This window comes from Methylobacterium amylolyticum (genome assembly GCF_030700245.1).
Taxonomy (GTDB): Bacteria; Pseudomonadota; Alphaproteobacteria; order Rhizobiales; family Beijerinckiaceae; genus Methylobacterium.
Genome location: NZ_JAUYZI010000001.1, coordinates 25,999 through 52,998 on the forward strand (window position 1 = coordinate 25,999; position 27,000 = coordinate 52,998).

At 70.5% G+C, this 27,000-nt stretch carries 25 protein-coding genes and 1 tRNA gene; 15 read left to right on the plus strand and 11 right to left on the minus strand.

What is annotated here, in order from left to right; genetic code table 11:
* Nucleotides 1–97 precede the first annotated feature (97 nt).
* Nucleotides 98–1,144 (minus strand): saccharopine dehydrogenase family protein, encoded by a 1,047-nt coding sequence (locus tag Q8W71_RS00160; protein ID WP_305523283.1) that lies wholly within the window; start codon nucleotides 1,142–1,144, stop codon nucleotides 98–100.
* A gap of 196 nt (nucleotides 1,145–1,340) precedes the next feature.
* Between Q8W71_RS00160 and Q8W71_RS00165 the strand changes: the two genes are divergently transcribed.
* The 5 genes from Q8W71_RS00165 to Q8W71_RS00185 all read left to right on the plus strand — a co-directional run bounded on the left by Q8W71_RS00165 (nucleotide 1,341) and on the right by Q8W71_RS00185 (nucleotide 6,725).
* On the plus strand, nucleotides 1,341–1,538 hold the full coding sequence (locus tag Q8W71_RS00165; protein ID WP_305523284.1) for a hemin uptake protein HemP: 198 nt from the start codon (nucleotides 1,341–1,343) through the stop codon (nucleotides 1,536–1,538).
* Nucleotides 1,535–2,425: a heme/hemin ABC transporter substrate-binding protein gene (locus Q8W71_RS00170; RefSeq protein WP_305523285.1), complete on the plus strand. Its 891-nt coding sequence runs from the start codon at nucleotides 1,535–1,537 to the stop codon at nucleotides 2,423–2,425. The genes Q8W71_RS00165 and Q8W71_RS00170 overlap by 4 nt, the downstream gene beginning before the upstream one ends.
* Nucleotides 2,418–3,500, plus strand: coding sequence for a FecCD family ABC transporter permease (locus Q8W71_RS00175; protein ID WP_305523286.1), 1,083 nt, complete (start codon nucleotides 2,418–2,420; stop codon nucleotides 3,498–3,500). Before Q8W71_RS00170 ends, Q8W71_RS00175 begins: the two co-directional genes overlap by 8 nt.
* Entirely contained in the window at nucleotides 3,493–4,371 is an 879-nt protein-coding gene (locus Q8W71_RS00180; RefSeq protein ID WP_305523287.1) for a heme ABC transporter ATP-binding protein, read from the plus strand. The genes Q8W71_RS00175 and Q8W71_RS00180 overlap by 8 nt, the downstream gene beginning before the upstream one ends.
* Nucleotides 4,372–4,499: 128 nt before the next feature.
* The gene (locus Q8W71_RS00185) at nucleotides 4,500–6,725 is read left to right on the plus strand and encodes a TonB-dependent hemoglobin/transferrin/lactoferrin family receptor (protein ID WP_305523288.1); all 2,226 of its coding nucleotides are present in this window, start codon (nucleotides 4,500–4,502) and stop codon (nucleotides 6,723–6,725) included.
* A 22-nt stretch (nucleotides 6,726–6,747) separates the two neighbouring features.
* Here Q8W71_RS00185 and Q8W71_RS00190 read toward each other — a convergent pair whose 3' ends face one another.
* The 3 genes from Q8W71_RS00190 to Q8W71_RS00200 are packed head-to-tail and all read right to left on the minus strand — an operon-like array spanning nucleotide 6,748 to nucleotide 9,378.
* Complete coding sequence (locus Q8W71_RS00190) at nucleotides 6,748–7,641, minus strand: NAD(+)/NADH kinase (protein WP_305523289.1); 894 nt, start codon at nucleotides 7,639–7,641, stop codon at nucleotides 6,748–6,750.
* 11 nt (nucleotides 7,642–7,652) lie between these two features.
* A complete protein-coding gene (locus tag Q8W71_RS00195; protein ID WP_305523290.1) occupies nucleotides 7,653–8,639 on the minus strand; it encodes an SPFH domain-containing protein in 987 nt (328 codons plus the stop codon).
* A 16-nt stretch (nucleotides 8,640–8,655) separates the two neighbouring features.
* Nucleotides 8,656–9,378 carry an NUDIX hydrolase gene (locus Q8W71_RS00200; protein WP_305523291.1) on the minus strand — a complete coding sequence of 241 codons (723 nt, stop codon included), beginning with the start codon at nucleotides 9,376–9,378 and terminating at the stop codon, nucleotides 8,656–8,658.
* A gap of 248 nt (nucleotides 9,379–9,626) precedes the next feature.
* Between Q8W71_RS00200 and Q8W71_RS00205 the strand changes: the two genes are divergently transcribed.
* The 3 genes from Q8W71_RS00205 (at nucleotide 9,627) to Q8W71_RS00215 (ending at nucleotide 13,219) form a co-directional block, all read left to right on the plus strand.
* Nucleotides 9,627–11,798: a marine proteobacterial sortase target protein gene (locus tag Q8W71_RS00205; protein ID WP_305523292.1), complete on the plus strand. Its 2,172-nt coding sequence runs from the start codon at nucleotides 9,627–9,629 to the stop codon at nucleotides 11,796–11,798.
* Entirely contained in the window at nucleotides 11,795–12,367 is a 573-nt protein-coding gene (locus Q8W71_RS00210) for a class GN sortase (RefSeq protein WP_305523293.1), read from the plus strand. The genes Q8W71_RS00205 and Q8W71_RS00210 overlap by 4 nt, the downstream gene beginning before the upstream one ends.
* Before the next feature lie 90 nt (nucleotides 12,368–12,457).
* Nucleotides 12,458–13,219 (plus strand): helix-turn-helix domain-containing protein, encoded by a 762-nt coding sequence (locus Q8W71_RS00215; RefSeq protein ID WP_305523294.1) that lies wholly within the window; start codon nucleotides 12,458–12,460, stop codon nucleotides 13,217–13,219.
* Nucleotides 13,220–13,534: 315 nt separating this feature from the next.
* On the opposite strand, the gene Q8W71_RS00220 is transcribed toward Q8W71_RS00215, so the two are convergent.
* Genes Q8W71_RS00220 through Q8W71_RS00240 form a run of 5 tightly spaced genes read right to left on the minus strand, consistent with a single transcriptional unit; the run spans nucleotide 13,535 to nucleotide 19,677 of the window.
* Nucleotides 13,535–14,413, minus strand: a complete 879-nt coding sequence (locus tag Q8W71_RS00220; RefSeq protein ID WP_305523295.1) for an HpcH/HpaI aldolase/citrate lyase family protein — start codon at nucleotides 14,411–14,413, stop codon at nucleotides 13,535–13,537.
* A gap of 1 nt (nucleotide 14,414) precedes the next feature.
* A complete protein-coding gene (locus tag Q8W71_RS00225) occupies nucleotides 14,415–14,912 on the minus strand; it encodes a MaoC family dehydratase (RefSeq protein ID WP_305523296.1) in 498 nt (165 codons plus the stop codon).
* Nucleotides 14,905–16,896, minus strand: coding sequence for an acetyl/propionyl/methylcrotonyl-CoA carboxylase subunit alpha (locus tag Q8W71_RS00230; RefSeq protein ID WP_305523297.1), 1,992 nt, complete (start codon nucleotides 16,894–16,896; stop codon nucleotides 14,905–14,907). The genes Q8W71_RS00225 and Q8W71_RS00230 overlap by 8 nt, the downstream gene beginning before the upstream one ends.
* Complete coding sequence (locus tag Q8W71_RS00235) at nucleotides 16,853–18,460, minus strand: carboxyl transferase domain-containing protein (protein ID WP_305523298.1); 1,608 nt, start codon at nucleotides 18,458–18,460, stop codon at nucleotides 16,853–16,855. The genes Q8W71_RS00230 and Q8W71_RS00235 overlap by 44 nt, the downstream gene beginning before the upstream one ends.
* Before the next feature lie 32 nt (nucleotides 18,461–18,492).
* The gene (locus Q8W71_RS00240) at nucleotides 18,493–19,677 is read right to left on the minus strand and encodes an isovaleryl-CoA dehydrogenase (RefSeq protein WP_305523299.1); all 1,185 of its coding nucleotides are present in this window, start codon (nucleotides 19,675–19,677) and stop codon (nucleotides 18,493–18,495) included.
* 928 nt (nucleotides 19,678–20,605) lie between these two features.
* On the opposite strand from Q8W71_RS00240, the gene Q8W71_RS00245 reads away from it, so the two are divergent.
* The 3 genes from Q8W71_RS00245 (at nucleotide 20,606) to Q8W71_RS00255 (ending at nucleotide 22,197) form a co-directional block, all read left to right on the plus strand.
* Nucleotides 20,606–21,181 (plus strand): hypothetical protein, encoded by a 576-nt coding sequence (locus tag Q8W71_RS00245; protein ID WP_305523300.1) that lies wholly within the window; start codon nucleotides 20,606–20,608, stop codon nucleotides 21,179–21,181.
* Between the two features lie 296 nt (nucleotides 21,182–21,477).
* Nucleotides 21,478–21,762: a hypothetical protein gene (locus Q8W71_RS00250; RefSeq protein ID WP_305523301.1), complete on the plus strand. Its 285-nt coding sequence runs from the start codon at nucleotides 21,478–21,480 to the stop codon at nucleotides 21,760–21,762.
* 21 nt (nucleotides 21,763–21,783) lie between these two features.
* Nucleotides 21,784–22,197, plus strand: coding sequence for a site-specific integrase (locus Q8W71_RS00255; RefSeq protein ID WP_305523302.1), 414 nt, complete (start codon nucleotides 21,784–21,786; stop codon nucleotides 22,195–22,197).
* A gap of 67 nt (nucleotides 22,198–22,264) precedes the next feature.
* Here Q8W71_RS00255 and Q8W71_RS00260 read toward each other — a convergent pair.
* Both Q8W71_RS00260 and Q8W71_RS00265 read right to left on the minus strand, forming a co-directional pair.
* Nucleotides 22,265–22,339 (minus strand) — tRNA-Gly (locus tag Q8W71_RS00260).
* 22 nt (nucleotides 22,340–22,361) lie between these two features.
* Complete coding sequence (locus Q8W71_RS00265) at nucleotides 22,362–23,543, minus strand: tyrosine-type recombinase/integrase (protein WP_305523303.1); 1,182 nt, start codon at nucleotides 23,541–23,543, stop codon at nucleotides 22,362–22,364.
* Between the two features lie 129 nt (nucleotides 23,544–23,672).
* On the opposite strand from Q8W71_RS00265, the gene Q8W71_RS00270 reads away from it, so the two are divergent.
* The 4 genes from Q8W71_RS00270 (at nucleotide 23,673) to Q8W71_RS00285 (ending at nucleotide 26,997) form a co-directional block, all read left to right on the plus strand.
* Complete coding sequence (locus Q8W71_RS00270; RefSeq protein WP_305523304.1) at nucleotides 23,673–24,215, plus strand: hypothetical protein; 543 nt, start codon at nucleotides 23,673–23,675, stop codon at nucleotides 24,213–24,215.
* A gap of 1 nt (nucleotide 24,216) precedes the next feature.
* Nucleotides 24,217–24,438 (plus strand): helix-turn-helix domain-containing protein, encoded by a 222-nt coding sequence (locus Q8W71_RS00275; RefSeq protein WP_305523305.1) that lies wholly within the window; start codon nucleotides 24,217–24,219, stop codon nucleotides 24,436–24,438.
* A gap of 457 nt (nucleotides 24,439–24,895) precedes the next feature.
* Nucleotides 24,896–25,075, plus strand: coding sequence for a DNA-binding protein (locus tag Q8W71_RS00280; RefSeq protein WP_305523306.1), 180 nt, complete (start codon nucleotides 24,896–24,898; stop codon nucleotides 25,073–25,075).
* Nucleotides 25,076–25,233: 158 nt separating this feature from the next.
* Complete coding sequence (locus Q8W71_RS00285) at nucleotides 25,234–26,997, plus strand: AAA family ATPase (protein ID WP_305523307.1); 1,764 nt, start codon at nucleotides 25,234–25,236, stop codon at nucleotides 26,995–26,997.
* Nucleotides 26,998–27,000: the final 3 nt, after the last annotated feature.

Consider the following 27,000-nt stretch of genomic DNA (forward strand, 5'->3'; position numbering starts at 1 on the left):
GGTCGCCGGCGCGCCGTCCTGCGCGGCGAGCCGGCGTTCGCGGGGCTTGACGGCGCCGGCCGGGATCCGACCCGACCGGTCCGGGGGTGCGGATGCGTCAGAGATCCGTCCGCGTCACCCCCGGGAAGCCGAGGATGAAGTCCGGCCCGAAGGCCGTGGCCGGCGTGTGGAAGCCCGGCGCCACCGTCCCGGCGGCCGCGCGCCGCGCGGTCTCGAGCGCCGTCCACACGGTGAGGGTGTAGCCCTCGGCGGTGGTGAGGCGGGAGGCGGCGCGGTTGCCCGACCCGTCCCACGCCTCGGCGAGGAAGTAGGCGCGGGCCGCCGCCCGCTGCGGCGCCGTCGGCCCGCGCGGCAGCCGGTCGATCACCCGCCCGATCAGGCGCTGGGCGGTGCCGCCCGCGATCACCCGCCGGATCCCGGCGGGCAGGCCGGCGGCCGCGGCCATGGCCGGGAACGCCTCGAAGTAGACGTCGATGTTCGGCACGCCCGTCGCGTACCACGCGGTCGACACGTCGCCCCAGCCGAGCCCGACCGTCCGGCGCGGGCCCTGGCCGAAATCGGCGCTGCCGCGGGGCGGCTGCGGCAGCTCGACGATCCGGCCGTCCCGGCGGACCCGGGTGCCCCAGGCGATGCCCTCGGCCATGGTGCGCGCCGTGCCGCGGCTGAAGCCGCCGAACCCGCCGATCGAGATCCGCAGGTGCGTGGCCCCGGGCAGCCGCCCGGCGACGTGGGCGGCGAGGCAGTCGCTCGGCACCACGTCGAACCCGGCCGCCGGCAGGAGCGCGACGCCCGCCGACCGCGCCTCGGCGTCGCGCGCGGCCAGCGCTTCCAGCACCGCGATCTCGCCGGTGATGTCGACGTAGTGGGCGCCGGCCGCGAGGCAGGCATCGGCCATCGGCCGCGAGGTCGCCGAGAACGGCCCGGCCGCATGCAGCACCGCCGCGATCCCCGACAGGCCCTCCCGCAACCGCGCCGGCGCGTCGAGCGGGAAGGCGCGCCAGGGGAGACCGAGGCGCTCGCCCAGCGGGCGCAGCCGCTCCGGATCGCGCCCGGCGAGCACCGGGCGCAGGCCGAGGGTCAGGGCGTGCTCGGCCGCGAGCGCGCCGGTGTAGCCGTTCGCGCCGTAGATCAGGATCTCGCTCATCGCCCGCTTGTGCCATCGCGCGAGCGCCCGACAAAGCGGTCCGGCGCAAGGCCGGGACGACCGCCGTCCCGTGCCGGGCCGTCGCGGCGCCGGCTTACCTTGCTCCGAACGTCGGGGCATTGCATGAGAGTGCACGGCGAGTCTTTAGATTTGCAATAGAACAATTCGAATTTACGACAGAACAAGACTATCTGCCATGCCCGACATCGATCGACGACCTGAGCACCCGGACCGGGATGCCCCGAGCCCGCCCGCGACGCCGGCCGCGGGCCGGGCCGTCGAGGTCGACACGGCGGTGCTGATGAACGGCCGGCGGGAGTTGACCATTGTCCATGCGCAGGAGCGCTACCGGCTCCGCATCACCGCCAACAACAAGCTGATCCTGACGAAATGACCGGCGCCCCCACCCTCCCGCTCCGGACCCGCCGCGCCGTGTTGGCCGGCGTCCTCGGGCTCGCCTGCGCCCCCGCGGCGCTCCGCGCGGCGACGCCGCCCGGGCGCATCGCCTCGCTCGGGGGCGCCGTGACCGAGACGCTCTACCGGCTCGGCGCGGCCGACCGGATCGTCGCGGTCGACACGACGAGCCTGTTCCCGCCCGAGGCCCTGCGCGAGAAGCCGAACGTCGGCTACCTGCGCGCCCTGTCGGCGGAGGGGCTGCTCTCGGCCCGGCCGGATCTCGTGATCGCCGCCGAGGATGCGGGGCCGCCGGACGTGCTCGTCCTCCTGCGGGAGGCGGGCGTGCCGGTCGCGCTCGTCAAGGAACCGCCGACGCCGGAGGGCGTCCGCGACAAGATCGCGACGGTCGGCCGCCTCGCCGGCCTCGACGGGGCCGCCGCGAGCCTCGCGCGCGACGTTGACGCGCACTTCGCCGAGCTGGCGCGGCGGCGGGCGCGCATCGCGCATCCCGCCCGGGCCCTGGTGATCCTGTCGCTGGCGGGCGGCCGCATCCTGGTCGGCGGCCGCGGCAGCACCGCCGACGGCATCCTGGCGCTCGCCGGGGCCGAGAACGCCGCCGCGGGGATCAGCGGGTTCAAGCCGATGACCGACGAGGCCCTGGTGGCCGCCGCGCCGGACACGGTGGTGATGATGCGCAACGGACCCGACGGGCCGGGCGCCGACGCCGTGTTCGCGCCGGGCACCGCCCTCGGGCAGACGCCGGCCGCCGCCAAGCGCGCCCTGGTGACGATGGACGGGCTCTACCTCCTCGGCTTCGGCCCGCGCACCCCGGAGGCGGCCACGGACCTGATGCGGGCGATCTATCCCGACCTGTTCCGTGGCTGATGCCGATCGCCCGGTCACGGGGCGGGGTGGCACGGCCCGCGCGCGCGGCCTCCTCGTCCTCGCCGCCCTCCTCGCCCTCGTCGCCGCCGCCGGGCTGCTCTCGGTCGGCCTGGGCGCGATCCGGATCTCCCCCGGCCGGATCGTCGAGGTGATGACCGGGGGCGGATCGGACCCGCTGGCGGCGCGCGACGCCCTCGTCGTCCTCAACATCCGCCTGCCCCGGACCCTGCTCGGGCTGCTGGTCGGGGCGGGTCTCGCCGTCTCGGGGGCGCTGATGCAGGGGCTGTTCCGCAACCCGCTCGCCGATCCCGCCCTGGTCGGCGTCTCGGCAGGGGCTGGGCTCGCGGCCGCGTCGGTCATCGTGCTGGGCGACCGGCTGCTGCACGCCCTCGGCCTGCCCGGCCCCCTGCCCTACGCGGTGCTGCCGGCCGGGGCCTTCCTCGGCGGCCTGACCGCGACCCTCGGCCTCTACGCGGTCGCGACCCGCGCCGGGCGCACCTCCGTCGCGACGATGCTGCTCGCCGGGATCGCGCTCGGCGCGCTGGGCGGGGCGCTGACGGGGCTCCTCGTCTTCGCCAGCGACGACCGGCAGTTGCGCGACCTGACGTTCTGGACGCTCGGCAGCCTCGGCGGCGCGAGCTGGGCGAAGGTCGCGGCGACCGCCCCCCTGATCCTGCCCGTCCTCGTCGCCGTCCCGTTCCTCGGCCGCGGCCTCAACGCCCTGGTGCTCGGCGAGGCGGAGGCCTTCCATCTCGGCGTCCCGGTCGAGCGGCTGAAGCGCGCGGTGATCCTGCTGGTGGCCGTATCGGTGGGCGCGAGCGTGGCGGCGGCGGGGGTGATCGGCTTCCTCGGGCTGGTGGTGCCGCACATGCTGCGCCTCGCGATCGGCCCGGAGCATCGCCGGCTGCTGCCGGCCTGCGCGCTGCTCGGCGGCGCGCTGCTCGTGCTCGCCGACATCGCCGCCCGCCTCGCGGTGGCGCCGGCCGAGCTGCCGATCGGGATCGTCACCGCTCTGGTCGGCGCGCCGGTGTTCCTGTGGATGCTGCTCGGCCGGGCCCGGACGCTGGATGCCTGACGCCGCCGCCCTCGTCGCGGGGACCGACCTCGCCTATCGCGCGGGCGGTCGCGACCTCGTGTCGGGGGTCTCGCTGACGGTCGCGCCGGGCACGCTCCAGGTGATCGTCGGGCCGAACGGTGCCGGCAAGTCGACGCTCCTGCGCCTCCTCAGCGGAGAGCTGCGCCCGAGCCATGGCGCGGTCGCCTACGGCGGGGTGCCGGTCGCGTCGATCCCGCCCTGGCGGCTCGCGGCCCTGCGCGCGGTGCTGCCGCAGAGCGCGCGGCTGGCCTTCCCGTTCGCCGCCGCGGAGGTGGCGCGCATCGGCCTCGACGGGATCGGCCGCGGCCTCACGCGCCGGGACCGGGCGGCCATCCTCGCCGACGCCCTGCGGCAGGCCGACGTCCTGGCGCTCGCCGAGCGCCCCTACCAGACCCTGTCGGGGGGCGAGCAGGCCCGCGTCCAGTTCGCCCGGGTGCTGTGCCAGCTCGCCGCCGGCCGCACGCTGGCCGCCGAGCAGGTGCTGTTCCTCGACGAGCCCACGGCGAGCCTCGACCTGCGCCACCAGTGCGCCATCCTCGACGCGGTCGACCGGCTGCGGCACCGGGGCGTCGGCGTGGTGGCGATCCTGCACGATCTCAACCTCGCGGCCGCCTACGCCGACACGCTGCTCGTGCTCGACGGCGGCCGCCTCGTCGCGCGGGGGGCGCCGGCCGCGATCCTGCGCGACGCGCTGATCGGCGCGGTGTTCCGGGTGCCGTGGCCGGTCGGGCGGGTCCCCGCGGGCGGCCAGCCGTTCATCCTGCCGCACCGGATGTTGCCGGCGGGCCACAACCCCCAGGATCGTGACGCCGGGCTGGAACCGTTTCAGCCTGGGGCAGGAGCACCTTAGACCGGCGCCAGACTGACGCCGTCCGCGCGGCGTTGACCGCGCGGCGATACGGATCGCATCACGGGTCCAGCCAGCCCGCCTTCCGCCAGCCAGCCACACACGCTGTCTCCCGTCCTCGCGGAAGTGTCATGCTCTCCCGTCGCGCCCACGTCTCGCCTCGCGCCCAGGTCTCCTGTCGCGCCCAGGTCTCCTGTCGCGCCCAGGTCTCCTGTCGTGCCCACGCATGCCGGCTCGGCCTCGTGGCCGGCGTCTCGCTGCTGTCCCTGCTGACCGCGCAGGCCCAGGACGCGGCCACGCCGCCGGCCCCGTCGACGGCCGACGCCGCCATCAGCCTCGACGCCCTGACGGTGACCTCCACCAAGACGGAGGAGCCGGCGATCGACGCCCTGTCGGCCACCAGCGTCGTCACCCGCGAGCAGATCAGCCGCCTCCAGCCGAGCCGCCTGTCGGAGGTGCTGCGCGACGTGCCCGGCGTGACGACCCAGGAGAACCAGAACGACCCGGCCCAGGCCATCAACATCCGCGGCCTCCAGGATTTCGGGCGCGTCAACGTGCTGGTCGACGGCGCGCGCCAGAACTTCCAGACCTCCGGCCACAGCGCGAACGGGGTGTTCTACCTCGATCCCGAGCTCGTCGGCGGCATCGACATCACCCGCGGTCCCGCCTCGACCATCTACGGGTCCGGGGCGATCGGCGGCGTCGTCAGCTTCCGCACCCGCTCGATCGACGACATCCTGGCGCCGGACGAGCGCGCGGGCGCGGTCCAGAAATGGGGCTTCGGCACCAACGGCCAGAAGTTCCTGAACTCCACGGCCCTCGGCGCCCGCATCGGCACCGGCGCCGACGTGTTCGGCCAGTTCGTCTACCGGGACAACGCGCCCTACCGCGACGGCCTCGGCAACCTCGTGCGCGACACCGGCAACGAGCTGACCGCCGGGCTCGCCAAGTTCAACGTCCGGCCGGCGGACGGCCACGAGATCAGCGGCACCGCGCTCGTCCAGGACTTCGACTTCGCCAACAACGGCACCAGCAACGCGGGTGCGCGCTTCCGCAACGCCGTGCAGGCCGACACCTACACGCTGGGCTACCGCTTCGCCCGGCCGGACGTGCCGCTGATGGATTTCAGCGCGAAGGGCTATCTCACGACCACCCACAACACGCTGACGTTCCTCAACGACACCGCGAGCGGCCTCTACGGCAACCTCGGCGTGCGCGCCGGGAACCGGATCAGCTACGACATCGAGACCACCGGCTTCGACATCCACAACACCGCGCGGTTCGACACCGGGGTGCTCGGCCACGCCCTGACGATCGGCGGCGACGCCGTGTTCGACCGGGTGCGGACCACGGACGAGGCCGGCGGCTTCGGATCCGCCTTCACCCCGTCCGGCCGGCGCACGCTGGCCGGCGCGTTCATCCAGGACGAGGTGCGCTACGCGGCGTGGCTGCGCGTGATCGGCGCGCTGCGCTACGACCAGTACGACCTCGCCGGGGGCAACTACCAATCCGGTGGCGACCGCCTCTCGCCCAAGATCACCGTCGGCGTCTCGCCGTTGCCCGGCATCGAGTTCTACGGCACCTACGCCGAGGGCTACCGGGCTCCCTCGATCACCGAGACCCTCGTCCAGGGCATCCACCCGTTCCCGGCCTTCAACATCCTGCCGAACCCGACCCTCAAGCCGGAGGTCGCCCACAACATCGAGGGCGGCGTCAACCTCAAGTACAACGACGTGCTGGCCGCGGGCGACGCGTTCCGCGCCAAGGCCAACGTGTTCCAGAACGAGATCGACAACTACATCAACATCGCGCCGGTGGGCCCGACCTACTTCGTCCCGGCGATCGCCGGGATCCCCGCCTCGATCTGCGCCGCCCGGCCGGGGCGCTTCCCCTGCGTCATCCCGGTGCGGTCGTTCCAGTATCTCAACGTCGCCCGGGCCGAGCTGTCGGGCGTCGAGCTGGAGGGCGCCTACGACTGGGGCGGCGGCTTCGTGTCGCTGGCGGCCACGCATATCGAGGGGCGCAACCGCGCGACGCGCGAGACGCTGCTGACGGTGCCGCCGGACCGGATCAGCACCACGCTCGGCCTGCGCTTCCTGGAGGGCGCGCTGACGGTCGGCACCCGCCTCACCCTCGTGGACAGCCGCCGCGACGTGCCGGCGGGCACGACGATCCTGGCGACCAAGGGCTACGGGATCGTCGACCTGTTCGCGACCTACCAAGCCAACGACAGGGTCCGCGCCGACTTCATCCTCCAGAACGCCTTCGACAAGCGCTACACCCAGTACCTCAACCTGCTGCCGAGCCCGGGCCTGACCGCGAAGGCGGCGATCAGCATCAAGTTCGCGACGCGGTGAGGCCGGGACGCGCCCGGACCGCCTACGCGACCACGAGGTTGAGGCGCCGGGCGGCGGGCGAGAGGGTCACCCGCCGTCCCCAGTCGAACGCGACGAAATCCTGCTCGATCCCGTCCGCGAACACCACGCCGCCCTCGTTCATCCGTGAGGTCACGGCGAGCGGCGCCTCGGCGAACTTGCCCGCGCGCAGGTCCGTACCCGTGGCGACGCTCCGGAACGGCTCGCGCACCCAGTAGCCGACCGCCAGCTCCTCGACGCCCACGTCGAGGGTGAGGTGCGTGGCGTCGCTGATCGAGCGGGCCCAGCCTGTCAGGCCGGTCCCCGAGGCCACGATCAGGCCGCTCGACGACTGGTCCTCGGCCCGGCCGCCCGCCTCGATCCGGTACCGCGCCGACTGGTGGCTGCGGTGGCCGACGAAGATCTCGTTGAGGGCGAGCAGCCGCTCGCCCCCGTCCAGCACCGCCTGGACCATGGTGCGCCGTTCCAGGGGGGCGGCCCCGGCCGCGCTCGCCGGGAGCAGCGCCGCCAAGTGCTCCACCCGCAGGCGGGCCAGCACGCCGTCGAACAGGTCCGGGGCCGGGTTGACGCCGACCACCGGCTGGCCGTCGAGGTACTTGGCGACGTTCGCCACGAGGCCGTCCTGCCCGACCGCCACCACCACGTCCTCGGGGGCGAAAAGGAAGCGGTCGAGATCGGGGCGCCGGACCAGCGCCTGCCGCCAGTCCGGGGGAACCGCCGCGCGCGCCGCGGCGAGCACCGCGTGGAACCGGCCGTGGCGCGCCTCGGCCTCGGCGACCGACTGCCCGCGGCTCTCCAAGAAGAACCGGACCTGGCCGCGGGTGGCGTGGCGGGCGAGCAGCAGCTCGTAGTCGGTGTCGCGGATCACGAACACCGCCCGGGGCGTGAGGGCCGGCACGGGTCGCCTCCTCAGCGCGCCGCGGCGGGCGCCGGGAGCCCCCGGCGGACCTCGCCCAGCACGGCGGCGAGCAGGTCGGGCGAGACGTTGAGGTGCTCGATCGTGTCGAGCTTGCCCGCGAATTCCCGCGCGGCGAGTCCCAGCAGGACGGCGGGCGGCATGTCGCGGTAGACCGCGGCGCGCCGCTGCTCGGCCTCGGCGCGGGCGCCCTCGATGAGGCGGATGCGCTCGGCCTCCGCCGCCGCCTCCAGGCGCTGCGCCTCCGCGAGGCCGGCGGCGCGCTCGCGGGCGTTCTCCGCCTCCTGGGCGATCAGCTCCGTCTCGCGCCGGGCCAGCTCGGTCCGCGTGGCGAGCTCGTTCTCGGCGATGGCGCGCTCCTTCTCGACCGCGAGCGCGCGCCGGGCGAAGGTCGCCTCGTCGGCCTTCTGTTGCAGGGCCTCGAAGGTCGGCGTCTGGAGGGCGCGCTCCAGCTCGCTGGCCGGCGCGAGGTTGGTGAGGCGCACCGACACCGCCGCGACGCCGATCTCGGCGAGCGCCGGGGCGGCGGCGAGGACCGATTCGAGGACGCCGCGCAGCGGTTCCGGGCCCGCGTCGAGGAGCGCGCCGATCGGGCTCGCCCCGAGATACTGGAGGGCCGCCTGCCCGGCGATGCCGCTCAGCCGCGCCTCGATCCGCTCGATCGGCTCGCCCTGAAGGCGCCCGGTGGCGAGGTCGATGGAGAAATCGACCCGGCTCGCCAGCAGCTCGGGATCGACGACGTGCCAGCCGATCGTCCCCTGGACCACGACGGTCTGGAAGTCCCGGCTGCGCCCGCGGACGAATAGCGTCATCTCGCGATCGTCCACCGGCACCTCGCTGATGCTCGCGGTCTCCGGCCGGAACCAGAACACGAGGCCCCGCCCGCTCTGGCGGATGCGGCCGTTGCGGAAGCGGATGATGTGGCTGCTCGCCTCGCTCCGGAGCTGGGCGATCACACCGATGTTGCGGACGGTTGCCATGATGTCCTCCTCAGGACTAACGTGATCTGTCGAACCGGTAGAGCTCGGCCGGGCGGAAGGCCGTGCCGGCCTCGCGGGCGCCGGTGGGCGCGATCCGGCCGCGGTCGAGCGTGCGGCGGCGGAAGGCCGACTTGTTGAGGGGCGCGCCGAGGATCGCCTCGTGCACGTCCTGGAGCTGCCGGAGGGTGAAGTGCTCCGGCAGGAGCGCGAAGGCGACGTCCGAGTAGTCGAGCTTGCCCCGCAGCCGCAGCACGGCGAGCGCGAGGATGTCGGCGTGGTCGAAGGCGAGGGCGAGCGCCTCGCCGCGCTCCGTCACCGCCGAGACCGGGCCGCCCGCCTCGCCGGCCCACGGCACCGCGACGGACGCCGCCGTCAGGTCGCTGCCCGCGCCGAGCCCGGCGAGATCCCGCTCCGGCAGGAGCGCGAGGTAGGCCACCGACACGATCCGCATGCGGGGATCGCGCCCCACGGCACCGAAGGTGTAGAGCTGCTCGAGCCGGGCCCGGGCGATCCGCGCCTTGTCGCGCAGGACGCGCTCCGCCGCCGCGTCGAGGGTCTCGGCGATCCCCACGAAGCCCCCTGGCAGCGCCCACCGGCCGGCCTGCGGAGGGTCGCTCCGCCGGGTCAGCAGGACGGTCAGGCGGCCGCTCCGCAGGCCCAGGAGGACGAGATCCACCGCCAGGGCCGGCCGCTCGTAGGCGGCGGGATCGTAGCCGGCCAGGAACTCGGACTCGCTCATCGCTCGCCTTCTGCTCATTGTGAGCATAACTAAGACGCACTTTGCGCATATGTCAAGGAGCGCGGAACGGTCACGCTCCGCCGTGGAGCGCACAGGGCCGCACCGCCCGCGCACCGATCCGCCGCGGCGCGTCCGGGCGGTGCGGCCCCGGCCCGGAAAAGGGCGAAGCTTCCCGTGGCGGCGCCTCGGCCGGCGGCGGAGCCTGTGCATCGAGCCGGCCACCAACCGCCGGCGCAGGAGGTTCCCCGATGCTCCGCTTCCCATCCCGATCCGCGGTCGAGCCGCCGCGCCCGGCGGCGCTGTCGCCGCTGTTCCTCGCCCTGCTGGCGCTCCTCGTCATGCTCGCCTCGGCGCGTGCGACGCCGGGGACCGAGCGGGGCGGCCTGATCCTGCGCGGACCGGCCGGTGCCGGCCCGGTCGAGGCCGTCCGGCTGGCCACCGACGTCGCCGTCGAGGTCAGCGGGCCCACCGCCCGCGCCGTCGTCACCCAGGCGTTCCGCAACACCACCGCGGACTGGGTCGAGGGCACCTACGTCTATCCCCTGCCGGAGGACGCGGCCGTCGACGGGATGACGCTCGTCGTCGGTGGGCGGGTGATCGTGGCCGACATCCGCGAGCGCGCCGAGGCCAAGCGCGTCTACGCGGCCGCGAGGGCGGCCGGGCAGTCCGCCGCCCTGACCGAGCAGCAGCGGCCCAACGTCTTCACCAACGCGGTGGCCAACATCGCCCCCGGCGAGACGGTGCTGGTCCGGATCACCTACCAGCAGACGATCCCCGTCTCCGGGGGCACGCGGACCCTGCGCCTGCCGCTGGTGGTCGCGCCGCGCTACAACTCGGCCGCGGCCGCGGCGGACACGGTCGCGCTGGACGGCGCGGCCGAGTCCGGGCGCGATCTGTTGCCGGACCGCGCCCGGATCAGCCCGCCGGTGCTCGATCCGGCCTCGGCGTCGCCGGTCAACCCGGTCGGCGTCACCGTGCGGCTCCAGGCGGGGTTCGCGCTCGGCGCCGTGCGCAGCGCCACCCACGCGATCCGCGTGGAGGAGACCGGCCCGGAAGCGCGCCGGGTCACCCTCGCCGAGGGCGTGGTCCCGGCCGACCGCGACTTCGAGCTGACCTGGGAGGCCGCTTCGAGCCCGGTGCCCGGCCTCGGCCTGTTCCGCGAATCGGTCGCGGGCCAGACCTATCTGCTCGCCGCGCTGAACCCGCCCGAGATCGCGACTGAAGCCGCTGAGAGGCCGGCGCGCGACGTCACCTTCGTGATCGACAATTCCGGCTCGATGGCCGGTCCGTCGCTGCGGCAGGCCAAGGCCGGGCTGCTCGCGGGCCTCGCCCGCCTGACCCCGCGCGACCGCTTCAACGTGATCCGCTTCGACGACACCTGGGACGCGCTCCACTCCGGGCCGGTCGCTGCGACGCCGGAGGCGCTCGCCGCCGCCGCGGACTTCGTCGCCGCCCTGGAGGCGCGGGGCGGCACCGAGATACTGGCGCCCCTCAAGGCGGCGCTGGCCGACTCGCGACCCGAGGACGGGCGGGTGCGGCAGGTCGTGTTCCTCACCGACGGCGCGGTCGGCGACGAGGAGCGGATCTTCGCGGCGATCCATGCCGGGCTCGGGCGCTCGCGCCTGTTCATGGTCGGCATCGGCTCGGCACCCAACGGCCACCTGATGCGCCACGCCGCCGAGATCGGCCGCGGCAGCTTCACGGAGATCCGCGACCTCGCCCAGGTCGGCGAGCGGACCCGCGCCCTCTACGCGAAGCTCGAAGCCCCGGCGGTGACCGACCTCACCGCGACCTTCTCGGTGCCCGGCGCCGAGGTCACGCCCGGGGCGCTGCCCGACCTCTACCGCGGCGAGCCGCTGGTGTTCGCCGCCCGGCTCCCCGACCTGGAGGGGACCGTAACGGTCTCGGGCCGGGTCGGCGGCCGGGCGTGGACCCGCACGCTGCCCCTGGCCGAGGCCGCCGCGGGCTCCGGAATCTCGAAGGCGTGGGCGCGCGCCCGGGTCGGGGAGACCGAGACGGCGCGCATCACCCGCCGCCTGAGCCCCGAGGCGGCCGACGCCGCGATCCTCGCCCTCGCGCTGGAGCACGGCCTGACCACGCGCCTGACCAGCCTCGTGGCGGTCGACGCCACCCCGCGCCGGGCAGCGGGTACGCCGCTGGTGGCCGCCGACCTGCCCCTGAACCTGCCGGCGGGCTGGGACTTCGCCAAGGTGTTCGGCACGGACCACCGCCGCGCCGCGCCGGACCCCGACCGCGAGACCGAGGCCCGCGCCGTGCCGATCAGCGCGACCGGCGCGGAGGTGGCCCTGCCGGCGACCGGCGCGGGATACCTGCTGCAACTCGGTCTCGGCCTGCTGCTCGCGCTCCTGGGCCTCTGCCTGCACCGGCACGGCGGCCGGCGCTTCGGGGACGCGCGGTGAGCCGCGCGCGCCGGATCGGCGCGAGGAGGCTCCTGGCGGGCCTCCTCGCCGCGGGGGGGCTCGGGCTGGCGGCGCACGCCGCCTGGATCCCGGCCAAGGCCGTTGCAGCGCAGGCGCTGCTGGAGCGGGCCTTCGCCCGCGCCCTGGCCGACGGCCGTCCGGCCCGGCCCTGGCCCTGGGCCGACACGGAGGCGGTCGCGCGGCTCACCGTCGCCGGCCAGACCTTCGTGGTGCTGCGCGGCGGCAGCGGGCAGGCCCTGGCGTTCGGCCCCGGCCATCTCGACGGCACGCCCGAGGCGGGCGAGCCCGGCACCGCAATCATCGCCGCGCACCGGGACACCCAGTTCGCGCTGCTCGGGCGCGTCAAGCCGGGCGACCGCGTCGAAGTCGCGCGCCGCGACGGCCGCACGGTGCGCTTCCGCGTCACCGGCGCGCGGGTGGCGCGCTGGGACGCGTCCGGGATCGATCCCGGAGCGCCCGGCCGGCACCTCGCCCTCGTCACCTGCTGGCCGCTGACGGCGCTGCGCGCCGGGCCGCTGCGGCTCGTGGTCGAGGCGGAGATGCTCTGACGGTTCTGGACAGCCTTCGCACGGCCGCCCTTGCGCACCTGTGCGGTTTCGTGCGGATCTGTGCGGATCGAGCCCTGGACGAGCCGCGCGGTGAACGAGATCGAGCTGTCGGAGGCGCAGAGCCGCGCCATCGCCCGGACCGTGCGCGAGGCGCTGGCTCGGCGGCGCATCTCCCGGCAGGCGCTGGCCGACGAGGCCCGGATCAGCATCTCGACCCTGGAGAAGGCGCTCGCCGGGCGCCGGCCGTTCACGCTGGCGACCACGATCCGGCTGGAGGAGGCGCTGGGCCAGTCCCTGCGCCAGGACGCCGGCCGCGTCGATCCGGTCCCGGAGCCGCCGCGCCACGCGCCCGACGCGCTGGGCTCGTACTCGCGGGAGGGCGTGTCCTGGCTGGAGGGCCGCTACCTCACCCTGCGCCCGTCGTTCGGGGCCGCGGACGCGATCTTCGCCTACCGCACCGAGATCGCCTGGGACCCGGACAGCGAGCGCCTCGTGTTCCGCGAGGCGGAACGGGTCGACGCGCCGTTCGCCCAGTCCGGCAGCGTCGCGGTGCCGAACCAGTCGGGCATGATCTACCTCGTGACCAACTGGCACGGGCAGCACCGCCTCGCCATCCTGTGCCGCCCGAACATCCAGGGTGAGATGTACGGCGTCCTGACCACCCTGCACGCGGGACGCGGCACGCAGCTCACGCCGGCCGCGGCGCCGCTCGCGCTGATCCCGGAGCGTGCGGCCGCCGCGACCGCCTACGGACGCGTCGCCGCCGACGAGCCGCACCACGCGCGCTACCGGGCGCACCTCGACCGGGTCCTGGGGGACGGCTACGCGACGTTCTTCACGACGGCCCGTTAGAGCCGTTCCCGACCGCGCTGCGACACGGTCCACGACGCGGCGAGCCGAGGGGCGTTTCCAACATTCGACCTCATCCTGAGGTGCCCGCGAGAGCGGGCCTCGAAGGAGACCTCCAGGGATCGCGCGGCCGGCTGGAGGGCTCCTTCGAGGCCTCCGCTGCGCTCCGGCGCCTCAGGATGAGGGGGGTTGGTGGGATCGGCCGACCCTAACGCCGAACTGTCGTGTACCGTGGCGCTGCGATCGAGAACGCCTCTAACTCCTTGTTTCGACGCGCTCTCTTTCGCCGAACCGGCATCCACTTCGGCGGCGCGCGCTCTAGGATCGCGCCGTCGCGTTCCGGGCGAGCAGGCGCTGGGCCCGCCGCAGGTGGGGCCGGTCGATCATCCGGCCGTTCAGGCCGAGGACGCCCGCCTGCGGGTCTGCCGCGAACAGGGCCACGATCTCGCGCGCCTCCTGCAACGCCTCGGGGCTCGCGCCGAACGCCGCGTTGATGACCGGGACCTGGCCCGGATGGATCGCCATCTTGGCCACGAACCCGTCCCGGCGCGCCGCGCGGCACTCGCCGGCGAGGCCGTCGGCGTCGCGGAAGGCCGTGAACACGGCATCGACCGCGTCGACCTCGGCGGCCGCGGCGGTCAGGAGCGTCATCAGCCGCGCGTGGCGGTAGGGGTCGGTGTAGCGCCCCGCCCCGTCGCGGTTGGCCTCCGCACCGATGTCGGCCGACAGGTCCTCGCCGCCCCAGGTCACGCCGCACAGGCGCGGGCTCGCGTCGGGGATGGTGCCGATCGCCAGCACGCCGCGCGCCGTCTCGGTCGCGATCGGCAGGATGCGGGTCCGCCCGGGCGCGATGCCGTTCCGCGCCTCGGCCCGGTCGAGCCTGCCCGCGAGATCCCGGATGTCCCGGCCGCCGACCGCCTTCGGCAGCACGATCCCGTCCGGCGCCGACCGCATCACCGCCTCAAGGTCCTCGTCGGTCAGGCCGGTCGCGAGATCGTTCACGCGCACGAACAGGAGCGGCCGGACATCCCGCATCGCCGCCTCGGCGAGGAAGGCCGCCGAGATCGAGCGCGCCGCCTCCTTCGAACCCGACGAGACCGAGTCCTCCAGGTCGACGATCAGCGCGTCGGCGCCGCTGCCCAGCGCCTTGTCGAGCTTCGACCGGCTGTCCCCGGGGACGAACAGCAGCGAGCGCATGTCAGGCGTCCCCGGCCGGGCGGCGACGCATGAACGCCTGGCGCCGGCACTCCGCGACGAGCACGTCGCTCTGGTTGTAGGCGCGGTGCAGGAACTCGACGACGCCGGCGTCCGGCCGCGACTTCGAGGGCCGCGCGGCGGCGATCTCCGTGGTGCAGGCGATCGTGTCGCCCTCGAAGACCGGCGCGGGGAAGCGCACGTCGGTCATGCCGAGATTGGCGATCGTGGTGCCGACCGTGGTGTCGTTGACCGAGATGCCGATCATCAGGCCCAGCGTGAACAGCGAGTTGACGATCGGGCGGCCCCACTCGGTCTGCGTCGCGCAGAAATGCGCGTCGATGTGGAGCGGCTGCGGGTTCAGCGTCATGTTGGAGAACAGCATGTTGTCCATCTGCGTCACCGTCCGGGTGAGCCGATGACGCATCAGCGTCCCGACCGCGAAGTCCTCGAACCAAAGGCCGCCGCGCGGGTGGGTCGACCGGGGCGGGAGATCAGGCATCGGCGGCCTCCGTGACGAGGGTGATGAGCTTGGCACCTTCCGCAACCTGGGCGCCCGCCTCGACCAGCACCGCGCCGACGGTCCCGTCCGCGGGCGCGAGGAGCTGGTGCTCCATCTTCATCGCCTCGACGATCGCCAGCCGCTGGCCCTTGGCGACCCGGTCACCGGGGCCCGCGAACAGGGCGACGACCTTGCCGTGCATCGGCGCCTTGACGACGTCGCCACCGTCCAGGTGTTCGAGATCGACGTCGAACGGGTCGAACAGGGCGACGTGCGTCTGCCCGCCGCCGGCCAGGGCGAACACCCCGTCCGGCGCGGCCACCAGGGTGACGCCCGCGGGCGCCGCGAGCCCGTCCACGGCGGGGCGGCCCTCCGCATCCCAGGACAGGCGCACCGCCTCCCGCACACCGTCCACGGTGACGGGGACGATCTGCGTGCGCGCGTCCCCGAGCTGAAACGCGTCGCCCGCGGCCCAGGGCGAGGCGTCGCTCGGGCCCGCGTCGAGCCCGGTGAGGCGCAGGACGGCCGCAGCGAGCGCGCCCGCATCGCGATCCGGCTTCGGCGCGGGTCCGAACGTCCGCTCGATGAAGCCCGTGTCGAACGCCCCCGCGCGGAAGCCCGGCGCGTCGCACAGGGCGCGCAGGAAGGCCGTGTTGGTCCTCGGCCCCGCGACCAGCGTGTCGCCGAGGGCGGCCGAGAGCCGGTCGAGCGCCTCGTCGCGGGTCGCACCGTGCGCGATCACCTTGGCGATCATCGGATCGTAGAACGGCGTGACCGCGTCGCCCTCACGCACGCCGGTATCGACCCGCACGCCGTCGCCGGACGGCGGCCGGAAGGCCCACAATCGGCCCGTGGAGGGCAGGAAGCCGTTGGCCGGGTCCTCGGCGTAGAGGCGCGCCTCGACGGCGTGGCCGTCGATCGCGAGGTCGCCCTCGCCGAACGGCAGCGGCTCGCCCGAGGCCACCCGGAACTGGAGATCCACGAGGTCGAGCCCGGTGATCGCCTCGGTGACCGGGTGCTCGACCTGGAGCCGCGTATTCATCTCCATGAAGTAGAACCGGTCGGGCCGCAGCCCGTCGCGCCCGTCGGCGATGAACTCGACCGTGCCGGCCCCGACGTAGCCGACCGCCTTCGCGGCGTCCGTCGCGGCCCGGCCCATGCGGGCGCGCATCTCCGGCGGCATGCCGGGCGCGGGCGCCTCCTCGATCACCTTCTGGTGGCGGCGCTGGAGCGAGCAGTCGCGCTCGAACAGCGACACCGCGTTGCCGTGCCGGTCCGCGAAGACCTGGATCTCGACGTGGCGGGGGGCCAGCACGTACTTCTCGACGAGCACGCGCGGATCGCCGAACGCGCCCTGCGCCTCGCGCCGGGCGCTCTCCAGGGCGGCCGCGAAGTCGGCGGGGGCGTCGACCCGGCGCATGCCCTTGCCGCCGCCGCCCGCGACCGCCTTGATGAGCACCGGGTAGCCGATCTCCCCGGCCCGCTCGCGCAGGAAGTCCGGCTCCTGCCGGTCGCCGTGATAGCCGGGCACGACCGGCACACCGGCGCCCTCCACCAGCCGCTTGGCGGCGTCCTTCAGCCCCATCGCGCGGATCGCCAAGGCCGGCGGGCCTACGAACACGAGGCCGGCCGCCGCGCAGGCCTCGGCGAAGTCCGGCCGCTCGGACAGGAAGCCGTAGCCGGGATGGATGCAGTCCGCGCCGCTCGCCCGGGCGGCCGCCAGGATCCGCTCCGCCACGAGGTAGCTCTCGGCGGCGGGCGCCGGGCCGATCGGGTGCGCCTCGTCCGCGAGGCGGACGTGGAGCGCGTCGCGGTCGGCCTCGGAGTAGACCGCGATGGTGCGCATGCCGCGCGCCCGGGCGGTGCGGACGATGCGGCAGGCGATCTCGCCGCGGTTGGCGACGAGGACGGCGGCGAAGGGTCGGGTCGTCACGGCGTCCTCACATCCGGAACAGGCCGAAGCGGGTTTCCGGGATCGGCGCATTGAGCGCCGCCGAGAAGGCGAGCGCCAGCACCCGGCGCGTCTCGCAGGGCAGGATGATGCCGTCGTCCCACAGCCGGGCGGTGGCGTGGTAGGGGGAGCCCTCGGCCTCGAACTGCTCCCGGATCGGCGCCTTGAACGCCGCCTCCTCCTCCGCGCTCCAGGCGCCGCCGCCGGCCTCGACGTTGTCCCGCCGGACGGTGGCCAGCACGGAGGCCGCCTGCTCGGCGCCCATCACCGAGATGCGCGCGTTCGGCCATGTGAACAGGAAGCGCGGACCGTAGGCGCGCCCGCACATGCCGTAATTCCCGGCCCCGTAGGACCCGCCGACCAGGACCGTGATCTTCGGCACGGCGGCGGTCGCGACCGCGGTCACCAGCTTGGCGCCGTTCCGGGCGATGCCGCCGGCCTCGTAGTCCCGGCCGATCATGAAGCCGGTGATGTTTTGGAGGAACAGCAGCGGCACGCGCCGCTGGCAGCACAGCTCGACGAAGTGCGCCCCCTTCAGCGCGCTCTCCGAGTACAGGATGCCGTTGTTGGCCAGGATGCCGACCGGGATCCCGTGCAGGCGCGCGAAGCCGGTGACAAGGGTCGTGCCGTAGAGGCGCTTGAACTCGTCGAACTCCGACCCGTCGACGAGGCGGGCGATCACCTCGCGGATGTCGTAGCTCTTCTTGAGATCGACCGGCACGAGGCCGTCGAGGTCCGCGACCGGATAGCGGGGCTCGACCGGTGCGGCGATGTCGATGTCCGGGCGCTTGACCGTGTTTAGGGTCCCGACGATGCGGCGCAGGATGGACAGCGCGTGGACGTCGTCGGTGGCGTAGTGGTCGACGACCCCGGACAGGCGCGCGTGCACGTCGGCGCCCCCCAGATCCTCGGCGCTGACGACCTCGCCGGTCGCGGCCTTCACCAGCGGGGGTCCGCCGAGGAAGATCGTGCCCTGCCGCCGCACGATGACGCTCTCGTCCGACATCGCCGGCACGTAGGCGCCGCCGGCCGTGCACGACCCCATCACGCAGGCGATCTGCGGGATGCCGGCGGCCGAGAGCTGAGCCTGATTGTAGAAGATGCGCCCGAAATGGTCGCGATCGGGGAAGACGTCCTGCTGGTTCGGCAGGTTCGCGCCGCCGGAATCGACGAGGTAGAGGCAGGGCAGGCGGTTCTCGCGGGCGATCTCCTGCGCGCGCAGGTGCTTCTTCACGGTCAGCGGGTAGTAGGTGCCGCCCTTGATGGTCGCGTCGTTGCACACGATCATGACCTCGCGGCCCGCCACGCGGCCGATGCCCGCGATGACCCCCGCTGCGTGGATCTCGCCGCCGTACAGGCCGTAGGCGGCGAGCGCGCCGATCTCCAGGAACGGCGCCCCCGGGTCGAGCAGGCGGGTGACGCGGTCGCGCGGCAGGAGCTTGCCGCGGGCGAGGTGGCGCTCGCGCGCCCGGTCCGGGCCGCCGGCCGCGGCCTCCGCGCGGCGCGCCCGCAATTCCTCGCGCAAGGCCGCCCAGGCGGCGGCGTTCGCCCGGGCGGCCTCCGACCCGAGGTCGGGCGACGAGGGGATGATCGGCACGGCGTTCTCCCTGTCCCGTCCGGGTCCGGCTCTCAGGCCGTCTTCGCGAACAGCTCGCGGCCGATCAGCATGCGGCGGATCTCACTGGTCCCGGCCCCGATCTCGTAGAGCTTGGCGTCGCGGAGCAGGCGGCCGGTCGGGTACTCGTTGATGTAGCCGTTGCCGCCGAGCAACTGGATGGCGTCGAGCGCGCACTGCGTCGCCTTCTCGGCGGCGATCAGGATGGCGCCGGCCGCGTCCTCGCGGGTCGTCTCGCCGCGGTCGCAGGCCTTGGCCACGGCGTAGACGTAGGCCCTGCAGGCGTTCAGGGTCACGTACATGTCGGCGACCTTGCCCTGGACGAGCTGGAACTCGCCGATCGGCCGGCCGAACTGCTCGCGGTCGTGCACGTAGGGCAGGACCACGTCGAGGCAGGCCTGCATGATCCCCAGCGGCCCGGCCGCCAGCACGGCGCGCTCGTAGTCGAGCCCCGACATCAGGACGTTCACGCCGCGCCCGGCCGCGCCCAGCACGTTCTCCTCCGGCACCTCGCACGCCTCGAACACGAGTTCGCAGGTGTCCGACCCGCGCATGCCGAGCTTGTCGAGCTTCTGCGCCGTGCGGAACCCCGCCATGCCCTTCTCGACGATGAAGGCGGTGATGCCGCGCGGGCCGGCGGCGGGGTCGGTCTTGGCGTAGACCACCAGCGTCTCGGCTTCCGGCCCGTTGGTGATCCACATCTTGCTGCCGTTGAGCACGTAGCGGTCGCCGCGCCGGTCGGCGCGCGTCTTCATCGAGACCACGTCCGAGCCGGCCCCCGGCTCGGACATGGCGAGCGCGCCGACGTGCTCGCCGGAGATGAGCTTCGGCAGATACCTGCGCTTCTGGTCCTCCGACCCGTTGCGGCGCAACTGGTTGACGCAGAGGTTCGAGTGCGCCCCGTAGGAGAGGCCGACCGAGGCGGAGGCGCGCGACACCTCCTCGACCGCGATCACGTGCTCGAGGTAGCCGAGCCCGGTGCCGCCGAACGCCTCCTCGACGGTGATGCCGTGCAGCCCGAGCGCGCCCATCCGCGGCCAGAGATCGCGCGGGAACCGGTTCGTCCGGTCGATCTCCTCGGCCCGGTGGGCGATCTCGCTCTGCGCGAAGGCGCGGACCGTCTCGCGGATCGCGTCCGCCGTCTCGCCGAGACCGAAGTCGAAGCCCCTTGCGCCGAAGCCCCTTGCGTTGCCGAGCATGTCGTCCCCCGTCCCGTCGGGCGCGTGAGAGCCTCGGGCCCCCATCGCGCTTCAGGTTCCCGAAGCGCACCATACGCGCCGGAGACGGCGCGCGCCGCCCCTGTGTACGGGGTGACGCACCGGACCTGCACCGGTCCGGACGGGGATGGCGCGGGTGATCGCTGGATCGTGACCCGGTCCGGGAGGCCGGTCGCGACATCTCGGCGTCGAACGCACCGACGCGCCCGCTTCGAGCGGACGCGAGATCGGCGGCGGAAGGTCGGAGCGCGTGCCGGCGGGGCGTCAGGTGGAGCGGGCGATCGGGATCGAACCGACGACATTCAGCTTGGGAAGCCCTGGCAGGTCCTTGTTCGCTTTCGTCCCTCGGGTCCTTTCCGATCTTGAGGTCAACGTACATGGGCCGGGCCGCGGTAGTTCTACGCCTGTCTCGCCTCAGAAGCAGGATCCCGTATGGAAATGCCGACATCTTGAAAATCTGAAGTTTAAGCCTCAACCGCGTCGAGCTGCCGCACCCAATTTTTTTAGACGAGCGGACGGGCAGCGGAATGCGTCGGATCGCGCGTCTCATAGTTGTTTCGGGCGTCAGATGTACTTGCGCATAGTGATATCGCGATAAACAAGAAACACTCATCGTAGAATTATGGATTTTCAGAATATAAAATAACCTTGAAGCTTGTCATTACTTATCGTATAATTACGTGTCAATTCTTTTCCGCAACATTACTATCGATATTTGCGATTTTGCCAATAAATATCACACTGTTACTAATTTATGCTTAGAGATTGCCATGAAATTCATACGAATACAAAATTCAAACTACTTCTGCCCGAGTTGACCAAATCAATTTTGTATCGAATTGATCGATGACAAGGTAATGATTTTGATCAACCATCGCTTTCAACAATCGGCAAACGAGTGAGGAGCACCATGCCTATCAAATTAGATATCACTGGCTTCTACTACAGCATTGATGTAGACAGCTCAGGAGTAACAACGGTATTAGATGTTCTAAACCGTGCCAATGGAATACGATCTCCTAACGGCGGAGTATTAAGCTTCAGATTGGATAAGGGTTTTGTCTCTAGTTTGACAGTTGAGTATGATGGGCAATCTAGTCCGAAGTCCAGACAAAACAATTCGCCATTTGGCCCGAATAGGCCGGTTGGAATCTACAGCTACACAGACGACGTTTTTAGTCAATCTAATCGGATCAGCAATTCTGGAAACATACCTGGTCTGTTGGCTTGGCAGTATTACATTTTCGACTCCGCCGGTAAACAGAAAAGCGGCGACAGGACAATAGTGCCCGTGAGCAAAGCTAGTACAACGTTTCAGATCCAAGATGGCGATCGAATAGTCTGGCGGCTCATAGGCATTTTTGGCTTAAATCAATTTATCGATGCCGCTCAGCAGAACCTCGTTGCGGAGGCGAAAGGACAACCTCTATCCTTGAAGGCTGCCGGCGATATCTTAGATAAAAACGGAGGACTTATTCCGGTATAGCCAGCGTCAGTTGGGCGAGGCGTTCACTGACTTTGCCGAAAAGATGGAGGACTGACATCTCCGGCTGACACGTGGGTAATCCTTGAACGCGCAGATGCCGTCCTCGGCGACCTCTGCGCACGGGCCCTACCTGTTTGAGGCCGCCCGCCCCCTCGGTACGCATCAGCTCTCGCCCGGGGGCCGCCGAATAGGTGGAGGGTCATCCGCCGACACTGAGTCTGAGTTACCTGTTCCGCGTGCGTTCAGTGGCCCGCCCCCATCCCCCGAAGCTACACGAGCTGTTCGCGTTCGGGATCATGGCCGAGCTGCCCGAGTGCGCGCGGCTCTACAAGATCCTGGCGCGCGCCCGCTTCAGGCAACCGGCGCGGCGCCGGGTCGCGATGGAACTCGTCCACGTCGAGGCATTCGTCGCCAATGCCTTGGAGCTGGACCGCCTGTCCCTCGCGCTTGGCACCGCCATCCAGTTCGAGGCGGAGCCGCGTCAAAAGGACGTGATCGGCGAATGGGAGCCGATCCCCGAGACTGAGCCGGCCACCGGCATCGTCCTCAACGGCCGGCGCTGGAAGAGTGGTCTCACCTGAGCCGACCTCGCCTCCGACCTCGTGCTGCGCAAGGCCACGACGAAAACGGGCGCGTTCGCCGCGCACGACCTGAAGCTCTCGGCCCTCGTGACCGCGTTGCTCGCGAAGGTGCCGGCGGCGCGGCGGATCGGGCCCCTGATCGTCGATGAGACCGCGGGCGGCCCCTACGCCGAATCGGCCTACGGGCAGGAGTGGCGGATCGTGGCGCGCGCCGCGGGCGTCCCGGACGCGGTGTGGAACATGGACGCCCGGGCCGGCGCCATCACCGAGGCCGAGGACGCGGGCGCCGACCTCGACGCGATCCGCTCGTCGGCCGCGCACGCGCAGCTCGCCAGGACGCTGCACTACTCGCGCGGCGCGGTCGGGAAATCCCACGCGGTCGCGACGCTGCAGGCCGCCTACCGGAAGGCCGGAACGGGCGCCGAACAGGCATAGGGGACGCGATGGGGGACGCGAGATCAGCGGCAGAACGTCGGAAAGCGTGTTCTACCAAGGTGTTGGGTGGAGCGGGCGATCGGGATCGAACCGACGACATTCAGCTTGGGAAGCTGACGTTCTACCACTGAACTACGCCCGCGAACACGAACGACGACAACAACTTAGCGAGCGAGAGCAGCGCTCTCGGCACCGCCATGTGCCGTTTGTGTGCCAGCGGGATTTAGCAGGCTCGCCGCGATGGCGTCAAAGGCATTTTTGTGGGTGTCGCTCGGAAACAGGTGCCCGTAGCGGTCCATCGTCATTTCGAGGGAGGCGTGTCCCGCGAAAGTCTGAACGGCCTTCGGCGAGAGACCGGCTTCGATCCAGGTTGAAATCGCGAAGTGCCGCAGTGAATGCCACCGGAGCGACGAGACGCCGGCCGCGAGGCACAGCGGGCGAAATGACCGATGCATCCGATTGTCGTGGTTGACGTACCCGCCGCGTCGGTTGGGAAACACGAGGTCGGCGGCCTTTGAGAAGCGAGACCTCAGCCGCCACTCTTTGAGGACCGGAGCGATCACTGCCCCGAGCGGGACTTTTCGAACGCCCGCGTCACTCTTCGTCGTGCCTTCCGTCTTGAAGCGATCGACCCTTGTCTCGACGACGATCTCGCTCGCGGTGAAGTCGATATGGCGCCAGCGGAGCGCCCATAACTCCCCGGCCCGCAAACCGCTCGCCGCAGCGAAGAGGATGACGGTCCGAAAATCGTCGTCCGCCAGGGCGAGCAAGCGTTGCAGGTCGTCTTTCGAAGGCGGAACGACTTTCGTCGACCCCTGATCGCGCCGGGCGATCACTTCGACTCGCTGCGCGGCGTTAATCGCGATCAGATCGTTCGCCACGGCATGCCCCAGGACACGCGAGAGCGCGCCGAGCACTTTCCGGGTCAGGGGCACGGAAACACCGCCCCCCCGCAAACGGTCACGGAAGGCCCGCACCTTGGACGCGGTGAGATGGGCGAGCTTCATGCCGCCGACGCCGTACTCGGCGTTTAGGACGTGGTTGCGGATCAGGCCTTCGACCGTCTCGAAGTGATGCCGTGTCATCTTCTCGCCGCGCTCCATTCGGCCGCGGCATTCGGCTAGATACTGATCGACGACCGCCCCGATCGTAACCCTGTCGGCCTCGGACCTGAACGTGCCGGCCCGAATCTGTCCTTCGGCGTCGACGCGGAAAGCGTCAGCCTCCCGCTTCGTATCGAACTGCCGCCGCTGACGTGCGCCCGCCGCGTCCGCGAAGTCGACGGCCCATGCCGAGCGCCTCTCCCCCTTTGTGGTCGTCCACGCTCGTTTTCTGACACTCGCCATGCTTGCTTCTCCGATATGCGCCACAGAGCGCATTCGGAATATGTCCGAATGGGAGTTGACTCGCAACCCCATTCGGATTTATTCAGAATGGGCGGAGCGGACGGAGCTTTTTGGACGATGGCGAGCCCGATGCAACTGATCGAGGCCGTGGCCGACGCTCTCGGCGTCGACGTGGCGACGGTCGTCACGCACGACCGCAACCTCGTCGCCGCTGGCATGAGATCTAAAGGAGGGCGCGGAAAGTCGGCTGCGAAGATGACAGCGATAGACGCAGCAAATCTTTTGATTGCCGTGGCTAGCTCCGAGCAGGTTCGTGGAAGCGTCGAGACCGTGAAAAATTTTGGGAACCTTGTAGCAATAGGCCCTCGATCAGGGGTGCCACTACCAAAACTCTCTGCGCATCACACTTTCTCCGATGCATTAGCTGGAATAATTGAGGCCTTTCGGGATGGAGATTTTAGGCGGGCAGGCGAAATATATTGGGATGTTGAGATGCATCGACCGATTCTAGAAGCAAAAATTTCCGGACAGATTGGGGAGACAGGTCCAGAGGTCGAATACCGGCCAGCCGCGGGGCAAGCTCATGACCCACCGAGTAGCGGTGATCTACGGGTCATCGTCCGCTTCTCAAGCGTAACCTTGTGGCAAGTTGGCGAAACGTTGAGAGGGTGACATGCAAGATTCTCAGGCGCGGTCGTTAGCCGAAGACATGATCGAGGGCGCTGGCCCGATTGCAAAGTTTCTTTTCGGCTCTGAAGACACTAAGGCAAGGCGCAAGATCTACCACATCATCGAGCAGCACGATTTTCCTTCTTTCAAGATCGGCGGTAAAATCTATGCACGTCGATCTTCGATCTTGGCGTGGCTAGCTGCGAAAGAAAAGCGCGCCGCGTAATGTTCGAGCGGGCGCGTTCTGAAGCGCGCCGTCACTGACCCAAGACAGCATTTTCAATATTCCGAGCGACATGCCGGAGTTTCACGACCGCGCACATCCGCGGCGAAGGAGACCCTATGACCGAAGCTCAACACGTCGTCGCTCTCATCAATTACATCGAACGCGCTCGCTTCGGATCGGACGAAGACGGGCTGCATTTTCCTCCAACCGATGCTGCTCTTGCGGTGAAAGCCCTGCGCGCACTGGCAGGCCGATCGCGGCGTTCGCGTTCTCGCCGGCGCCGAAAATAGCAGACGGCAGTTTCAGCGCACGGTGATCGGTCTGCCGAAGAAAACCCGAGCGAGCGGATCGTTCGGGTTTTTTATTACTTCGATCAAAAAATGATTCTCGGCCAGTTGACGTAAATAACTCGGATCGTGTGAACTAATCCGGTCAAAACCGAACGCACGAGGCTCTAATGATTGCCCTTCGCATCCGAGATATTGCCAAACCCAACGGTCCTTTCGGCAGGACGAAGTTGTTTGCCGATATCGCGGCAGGCCGTCTCGTCGCCAGGAAGGTCGGTCGGTCGACCGTGATCTTAGCCGACGATTGGCGGAAATATCTCGAAGGCATCCCGCGGGCTTCGGCGGCGTAATTCAAAGCAAAGGCCCCAGCGCGCCAACGCCGGGGCCTTCAGGAATCAATTGCAAGTCCGCTAGGTGAGAAGATGAATAGCCAAGATCGCGCGCAGACGCAAGTAAGAAAGTGCGATAGCAGGCTCGATTGCCGTCCGCCTCTTTGCGGAGGCGTGTCGTGACCATAGCCTTGAATCAGTTCGGCCTAACTGACCGTGCAGAAGGCGTCGAGCGACGCTTGGTCGACTTCTTCGTGGGTGACGATCAAGCTGATTGGCTTCTGAGTGAGGCGCAGCATGCTCGTGGTCGCCGGGCGCTCAACCTCTTCAGGAAGGCCGCGCAGCGCCTCGGCATGGTACAAGCTGATCGTCGGGCAGGTTCGCTACTGAACTTCCATGCCCTTAAGCAGGCCGGTTCTCGGAACGGCTACGGCGCAGGGTACAAGCACGATCGACTGCTTGCCGCGCTCGGCCCCGCGATTCAACGCGGCCACCAATCACAGGTAAACGTGCTTGCGGCCCCGCACCTTGCGGCTGCCAGAACCGAGATAAGCCTCGCGCTCAGGGGGCATGATTTCGGCGGCGAGCCGACTGATCGCTTCAACTTTCGAGACAGGGTTGCCCGCTGCGCAGTCACCTGCGCGCGTGATACCGACCTCCCCCTCGTCGGCATCTTAAGCGAACTGACGCGGCATGCCCGGCTCAGTGCTGCTGAGATGCGATCCGCTCATGATGGCCGCACGCGGTGGTGGAAGCGCGTCCTTCGGGAGATGGCGCATGCCAGGGACAAGCCGGCCATCCGGCGTGAGCATCTATCGATCGAGGGGCGGAAGCCGCCGAGGTTGCTCGAAAATCCCCTGGCAGTGATCGCCAAGCGGAGTCGCTTCGAGATCACCATGTTCGGCGACCTCGACGAAGAGCCGGTCAAAGACTGGCTAATCGACGACCTACTTGGCGCGGGTGAGTTCTCTTGTTTCTGGGGCATGCCCGGGTGCGGGAAGAGCGTCGCCGTCGGCGATGCCGCCTTCCACGTCGCCGCGGGGCGCCCCTGGCATGGAAAGTCCGTGCGACGCGGTCTCGTCGTCTTCGTGGCGGCCGAGCGTGCCGATCTCACGAAGCGCCGCTTCACCGCCCTGCGTAAAACCTACGGCGAGGCTGACGCGCCGCTGGCGGTCGTGAAGGGCAGGCTCGACCTCACGTCGAGCGTCGAGGATGCGAAGGATATAGTCGCGGCGGTACGCGGCCTCGAAGAACGTACCGGCGAGCAGTGCGTGTGGATCGTGATCGACACGATCGCGCGGACCTTCGGTGCTGGCGACGAGAATAAGCAGTCTGATATGGGGGCTTACGTCCAGGCGTGCGACCTGATCCGCGAGGAACTGGCCGCGCACGTCAGCCTGATTCACCATTGCTCGCGGGCCGGCGAGAAGCCGCGGGGCTCGATCGCGCTCGAAGGCGCGGTCGACGCGACGTTCAAGGTCCATAAGAGCGGCAATCTCCACACCCTCGGCGTCGACAAAGAGAACGACGCACCGGATCGCGGCTCGATCCGCTTCCGTATGGAAGCCGTGGAACTCAGTCGCGACCGCCGGGGCAAGGTGACGACGGCGCCGATCGCTGTTCCCGACACTACGACGATCGTCGACTTCGAGGCGACGGACGGCACGCGGATCGTGCTCGGCACTAACAAGGGCCCCAGGAAGGCCGTTGTAGCTTTCCGCAAAGCCCTTGCTGAGGCCGGGCAGGACCATCCCTGCGGCCGACGCGCTGTTGCCGTTGACGCCCTGCGCAAATGCCTGCGGGAGGCGTTTGGGGGACCGAACGTGAAGCCGGAGTCGCTAGCGGCGATTGAACGTCGCGAGTTGAAGGCGCTCGTCGCCAAAGGGGATGCTGAGAGAATTGGGGAATGGATGATGGCCCCGGCTAATGCGCTCCCCCATTAGGCC